The organism is Paractinoplanes ovalisporus, assembly GCF_016834655.1.
Classification (GTDB): Bacteria; Actinomycetota; Actinomycetes; order Mycobacteriales; family Micromonosporaceae; genus Actinoplanes; species Actinoplanes ovalisporus.
Genome location: NZ_JAENHP010000053.1, coordinates 1 through 4,994 on the forward strand (window position 1 = coordinate 1; position 4,994 = coordinate 4,994).

Here is a 4,994-nt window from a genome sequence, read left to right on the forward strand (position 1 = left end):
GCATCCACACCGGCGCCGCGGACCTGCCACCAGCCGACTTCGAAACCCTGCACCAACCCAACAAACCCCGCCCTACCAGGACGGAAACCCAACCCATCTAGCCGCTACCAAACCCGGGGCGGTTCAGCTTGTGCGCGCTGTTCGTTTGTCGCGGGTGTTGCTCGTTTGTGCGCGCGTTGCGCGTTTGTCAGCGGCGATGCTCGTTGAAGCGCGCCTGCGCTCGGTCGAAACCGGCCAGTGCCCGGTCCAGTCTGTCGTGGCCGGCCGGGTTGATGTCGGCCGGGACGATGTCGAGCAGCGGCTTTACCCACCACGAACGTCGGCTGTGCCACGGGTCGGTGGGTGCGGTGGGCGGTTCGGACGTCAGGACACTGCCGGAGATCCGCCGTACGCCGGCGACGTTACCGCCGTGTTGTTTCGCGAGCGACTCGGCCGTGGTCACCAGGGTTCGGGTCGCCTCGTATGCGCGGAGGTGCCGTAGCTCGCCGTCCACGGTCCGGTGGAACAGCCAGGCCAGCGCGGGGGAGATGAGCAGCGCCGCGGCTACGGTCAGCCACGAAGGAGCGGCCAAGGCGGCGCTCGCGGCCACGAACACTCCGCCCACGCCGTACGCGGCCGGGACGCCCCAATAAAGGAAACCGGGAGTGTGTATTGAACTCCGCCACAATGCGCGGCTTCCAGGGAGTCGGGTCGCCTGCAGGAAACGTGCGCCCAGCCCGGCGTGAACGGCGATGTCGGCCAGAGCCAGAAGCACGATCGCGATCCGTCCCCCGTACGACATGGGTCCAATCTGCCAGCCGCCTGGATCCCGTTACCTTTCCGTTACCTTCGCGGTGAAATCAGGGGAGCCTCTGGGGCGTGTCCGTGGCATCGCACGACACACCCCCCTGAAGGAGCACCCATGCGATCCCTCGTTTTCGGAACCGTCGCCGTCCTGAGCGCCGTCACCCTTTCGGCCTGTGCCAACGGCACCCCGACCACGATTCAGCCGGGCGGCGCCTCCGACCCGGCCACGACCGCTCCCGCGACGTCCGCGACCTCCGCACCCGCCGAAGCTGGGGCCGCCTCGTCGAAGGCCACAACCCCGCCGAAGGCCACTACGCCCTCGAAGACCACCACGTCGAAGCCTGCCAAGACGCCGACCTCCGACGTGAGCGAGCTGCGGCAGCTCGGCATCGACCTGAACAAGAGCGTGCTGATCGACGTGGCCGACGACGGTGTCGACCGCTGGCTGCAGATCGGCAAGAACGGCGTCGTCGACTTCACCGGCACCAGCCGGGTCGACTCCACGATGATGGCGCTCAAACCGGCGCCGGTCGCCGCCAAGAACAAGGTGCTGATCAAGCCGCCGTTCTGGAACGAGGACCTTGGCCAGGGCTCCTGCGTGGCCGACACCAAGGGCGCCGCGCTGAAGCTGGAGACCTGTGATGCTGGCCGCGCGCAGCAGATCTTCACGATCGTCCCGGCCGGCGACTCCGGTCAGTTCGAGCTGAAGGGCATGTACGGAGTGATCCGCGTCGACAACGGCAAGATCACGACCAGCGGGCAGGGGCGCACAGGCCTGCAGACCATCCTGTACGCGGGCTGACCCGCGCCCGCCCCGACGGAGTTCCGTGTGCGTCGCGATGTATGACGATCGCATCCAGCAGAGCCTCGATTCCTACTCCGACCACGTCCGGCGCAACGCGCACCTCTACACCGCCGCCGAGATCCGCCGCCGTGCCGACCGGCGCCGCCGCAACCAGGCGGTCGGCGCCGCCTTCGCCGCGGTCCTGATCGCCGCGGCCGGCGTCGGAACCGTCCTCCACCGCAGCCGCGAGCCGTCCGGCCACTACCTGCCGGCGGGCCCGACAGAACGAGGCGGTCGAGCCGGGCACGGCGTGACGCCGTCGTTCCCGACCGGGAAGCCTCCCCAACCGGCCCGGACCTCGGTCGACGCGGCTTCCCATCCAGGGCAGTCGTCGGCCGACGCGGCTTCCCGCCCAGCGCAGACGTCGGCTGGCGCGTCTTCCCATCCAGCGCAGTCGTCGGCCGACACGTCCTTCCGGCCGGCCGAGGCACCCTCTCGTACGTCGGACGTCAGCCAACTCCGAGATTTCGGCGTCGACCTCGAGACCAGCGTCCTGATCGACGTCACGGACGACGGCCTGGACCGTTGGTTGCAAACCGGGGCGGGCAGCCTGGTCGACTTCACCGGCACCCGCACGGCCGTATGTACGTAGGCGACAACGGCCTGACCGCCGAATCGCAGGGCGGCGGCTGGGGCGTCCTGCAGACAATCCGTTTCCGCTGACAGCTACGGGCGGTCGGGGTGCTCGGCCGGGCGTAGGGCAGCGACCGCGCCCAGGATCAGGACCCCTCCGAGGATGGCCGGCCAGGGAAGGCGTTCGCCGAGGAGCGTGGCGGCCAGCAGGGCGGCGGAGACAGGTTCGAGCAACGTCGCGATGGTTGCGGCCGAACCGGTCGTGGTGCGCAGACCGGCGTAGAGCAGGCCGTAGGCGAGGGCCATGGTCGCCAGGCCGAGGTAGGCGATCAGGGTCAGCGATCCCGGGCTGGTGCCGATCACCGGTTGGCCGGTCAGCGCGGCCACGATCAGGAACGGGAGCAGGGCGACGGCGCCGACCGTGGTGGTGCCGGTGGTCAGCGTCGTCGGATCGGTTCGCTGGGCCAGCGAGTGCCCCAGGACCGTGGTGGCCGCGTAGGTCACTCCGGCCGCCACGGCCAGGGCCAGACCCGCGTACGGGGAATTGCCTGGCGCTGTTGATCCGTGTCCGGCCGTCGCGCTGATCAGGACGAGGCCGGTCAGCGCGGCCAGCAGGACGGCGGCCTGGCGTGGTGACGGACGGGTGCCGGCGCGCAGGTGTTCCCAGGTGGCCGCGAGCACGGGAGCCAGGCCCAATGAGACCACGGTCGACACGCTCACCCCGACCAGCAGCACCGACACGAAGTAGAGGCCCTGGTAGGCGGCGGTTCCGCAGCCGACGAGCACGGTCAGCCCGGGCCGGGCGCGGAACAGGGCCCGGACGTCTCGCACACGCCCGGTCGCGGCGGCGAAGCCGATCAGGGCGACGGCGGCCAGCAGCATCCGCCAGGCGCTCACGGTCATGGCGCCCAGGTCGTCGCGCTCGTGCAGGAGGGTGACGGCCAGGCCGCCGGTGCCCCACAGCACTCCGGCCGCACTGATCTGCAGCAGCCCGAGCCGTCTCACCCGGGCGGGCGGGTCGCTCACGGCAGCACTGACACGTCGCTCATCCGAGCACGAAGCGCCGCGCTCGTTATCAGGTTGAGCGTTGCCGGCGTTGTCGAATTGAGCGTTGCGCTCATTGCCGGGGTGAGCGTTGCGCTCATTACCGGGTTGAGCGAAGGACGCGTTGCGGCGTTGAGCGTTGCGCTCATTGCCGGGGTGAGTGTTGCGCTCGTTACCGGGTTGAGCGAAGGACGCGTTGCGGGGTTGAGCGTTGCGCTCATTGCCGGGGTGAGTGTTGCGCTCGTTACCGGGGTGAGCGAAGGACGCGTTGCGGGGTTGAGCGTTGCGCTCATTGCCGGGGTGAGTGTTGCGCTCGTTACCGGGGTGAGCGAAGGACGCGTTGCGGGGTTGAGCGTTGCGCTCATTGCCGGGGTGAGCGTTGCGCTCGTTACCGGGGTGGGCGTTGCGCGCGCTGCGGGGTTGAACGTTGCGCTCACGGCTGGACTGAGTGTTGCGCTCATTGGGGGACGTTGCGCTGGTCTCGTTGGAGCATGGAATGCGGTATCGATGGCTGTACGAAGCGTTGCCCTCATCGGAGGACGAAGCCGGGGATGACCGGGTCGGTGTCGTCGACGATGAACGTGTGTTCGCCGGTCGGGTAGGCCATGCCGGTGACCTGGGGGACGACCGCTGGGTAGCCGTCCTCGGTCGTGGCCGCCACGATCGCGCCGGTGAAGACGGAACCTACGATCGACTCGTGAGTGAGCTGCGGTCCGCCGGCCGCGACCCGGCCCTCATCGGCCAGGATGGCGAGGCGGGCGCAGGTGCCGGAGCCGCACGGTGAACGATCGACCTCGCCGTCCGCGAACACGGTGACGTTGCGCTGATGGACGTTGCTGCCGGTGGAGGGGCGCTCCTCGAATAGGATCGTGCCGTAGATGCCGCTCAACCGCGCGTCTCGGGGGTGCGTGGCGTACTCGCTGTCGTTGAGTGCCCACTTGATCTCGCGACCCAGCGTGATGAGATCGCGGTAACGCTCCGGGGTCACGTCCAGCCCGGCCTGGGTGGCGTCGACGCTGGCGTAGAGGGCGCCGCCGTAACTTACGGTCACTGGCAGCTCGCCGCGTGACGTTTTCAGCTTGATGTCACGCGCTACGACGTAGCTCGGGACATTCACGAAATCCACGGCCACCGTACGGGCGTTCGCGCGATGCACCCGGGCGGTGACCCGGCCCGAGGGCACGTCGACGATCACCTCGACGCTGCCGTCAGCGGGCGCCGCGACGAGGCCGGAGTCGACCGCCCAGGCGCCGAGGGCGATGGTGCCGTGGCCGCAGGCGGTGGAGAACCCGTCCTTGTGCCAGAACAACACGCCTAGGTGGGCGCCGTCGTCGTCGGGTGGAACGATGAACCCGCCGTACATGTCGGCGTGTCCCCGCGGCTCGAAACAGAGCAGTTCGCGCAGGCGGCGGGCGTTCGCGCTGTCCAGGGCCAGGCGGCGGCGGTCGGCCACCGAGCTCCCGGGCAGCGGCACCGGCGGCTCCGGCACGATCCGGAACGGTTCTCCGGCGGTGTGGTAGTCGACCGTGCTGATCCGTTCCTGGGCCATGCCCCGAGACTAGGGCCTCACCGATCACGAGAGGCCGCGGCGTGGCCCGGGGCGTCTGGCTGACGAGGTGCTGCGGCGTGCCTGGGCGGCGTTTGGCTGATGAGGTGTTGCGGCGTGCCTGGGCGGCGTTTGGCTGATGAGGTGTTGCGGCGTGCCTGGGCGGCGTTTGGCTGATGAGGTGTTGCGGCGTGCCTGGGC

The 4,994-nt window shown here is 69.5% G+C and carries 6 protein-coding genes; 2 read left to right on the top strand and 4 right to left on the bottom strand.

Annotated features, from left to right (window positions below; all coding sequences use genetic code 11):
- Positions 1-187: 187 nt before the first annotated feature.
- Complete coding sequence (locus JIG36_RS51285) at positions 188-781, bottom strand: hypothetical protein (protein ID WP_203384255.1); 594 nt, start codon at positions 779-781, stop codon at positions 188-190.
- A 120-nt stretch (positions 782-901) separates the two neighbouring features.
- Here JIG36_RS51285 and JIG36_RS51290 point away from each other — a divergent pair, with 120 nt between their 5' ends.
- Together JIG36_RS51290 and JIG36_RS51295 are read left to right on the top strand one after the other, a co-directional pair.
- A complete protein-coding gene (locus JIG36_RS51290) occupies positions 902-1,588 on the top strand; it encodes a hypothetical protein (protein WP_203384256.1) in 687 nt (228 codons plus the stop codon).
- A gap of 37 nt (positions 1,589-1,625) precedes the next feature.
- Positions 1,626-2,222 (top strand): hypothetical protein, encoded by a 597-nt coding sequence (locus JIG36_RS51295; protein ID WP_203384257.1) that lies wholly within the window; start codon positions 1,626-1,628, stop codon positions 2,220-2,222.
- A gap of 74 nt (positions 2,223-2,296) precedes the next feature.
- On the opposite strand, the gene JIG36_RS51300 is transcribed toward JIG36_RS51295, so the two are convergent.
- The 3 genes from JIG36_RS51300 to JIG36_RS51310 all read right to left on the bottom strand — a co-directional run bounded on the left by JIG36_RS51300 (position 2,297) and on the right by JIG36_RS51310 (position 4,796).
- Entirely contained in the window at positions 2,297-3,229 is a 933-nt protein-coding gene (locus JIG36_RS51300) for a DMT family transporter (RefSeq protein ID WP_203384258.1), read from the bottom strand.
- On the bottom strand, positions 3,226-3,708 hold the full coding sequence (locus JIG36_RS51305; RefSeq protein ID WP_203384259.1) for a hypothetical protein: 483 nt from the start codon (positions 3,706-3,708) through the stop codon (positions 3,226-3,228). The genes JIG36_RS51300 and JIG36_RS51305 overlap by 4 nt, the downstream gene beginning before the upstream one ends.
- A gap of 68 nt (positions 3,709-3,776) precedes the next feature.
- Positions 3,777-4,796: a proline racemase family protein gene (locus JIG36_RS51310; protein ID WP_203384260.1), complete on the bottom strand. Its 1,020-nt coding sequence runs from the start codon at positions 4,794-4,796 to the stop codon at positions 3,777-3,779.
- Between the last annotated feature and the right edge of the window lie 198 nt (positions 4,797-4,994).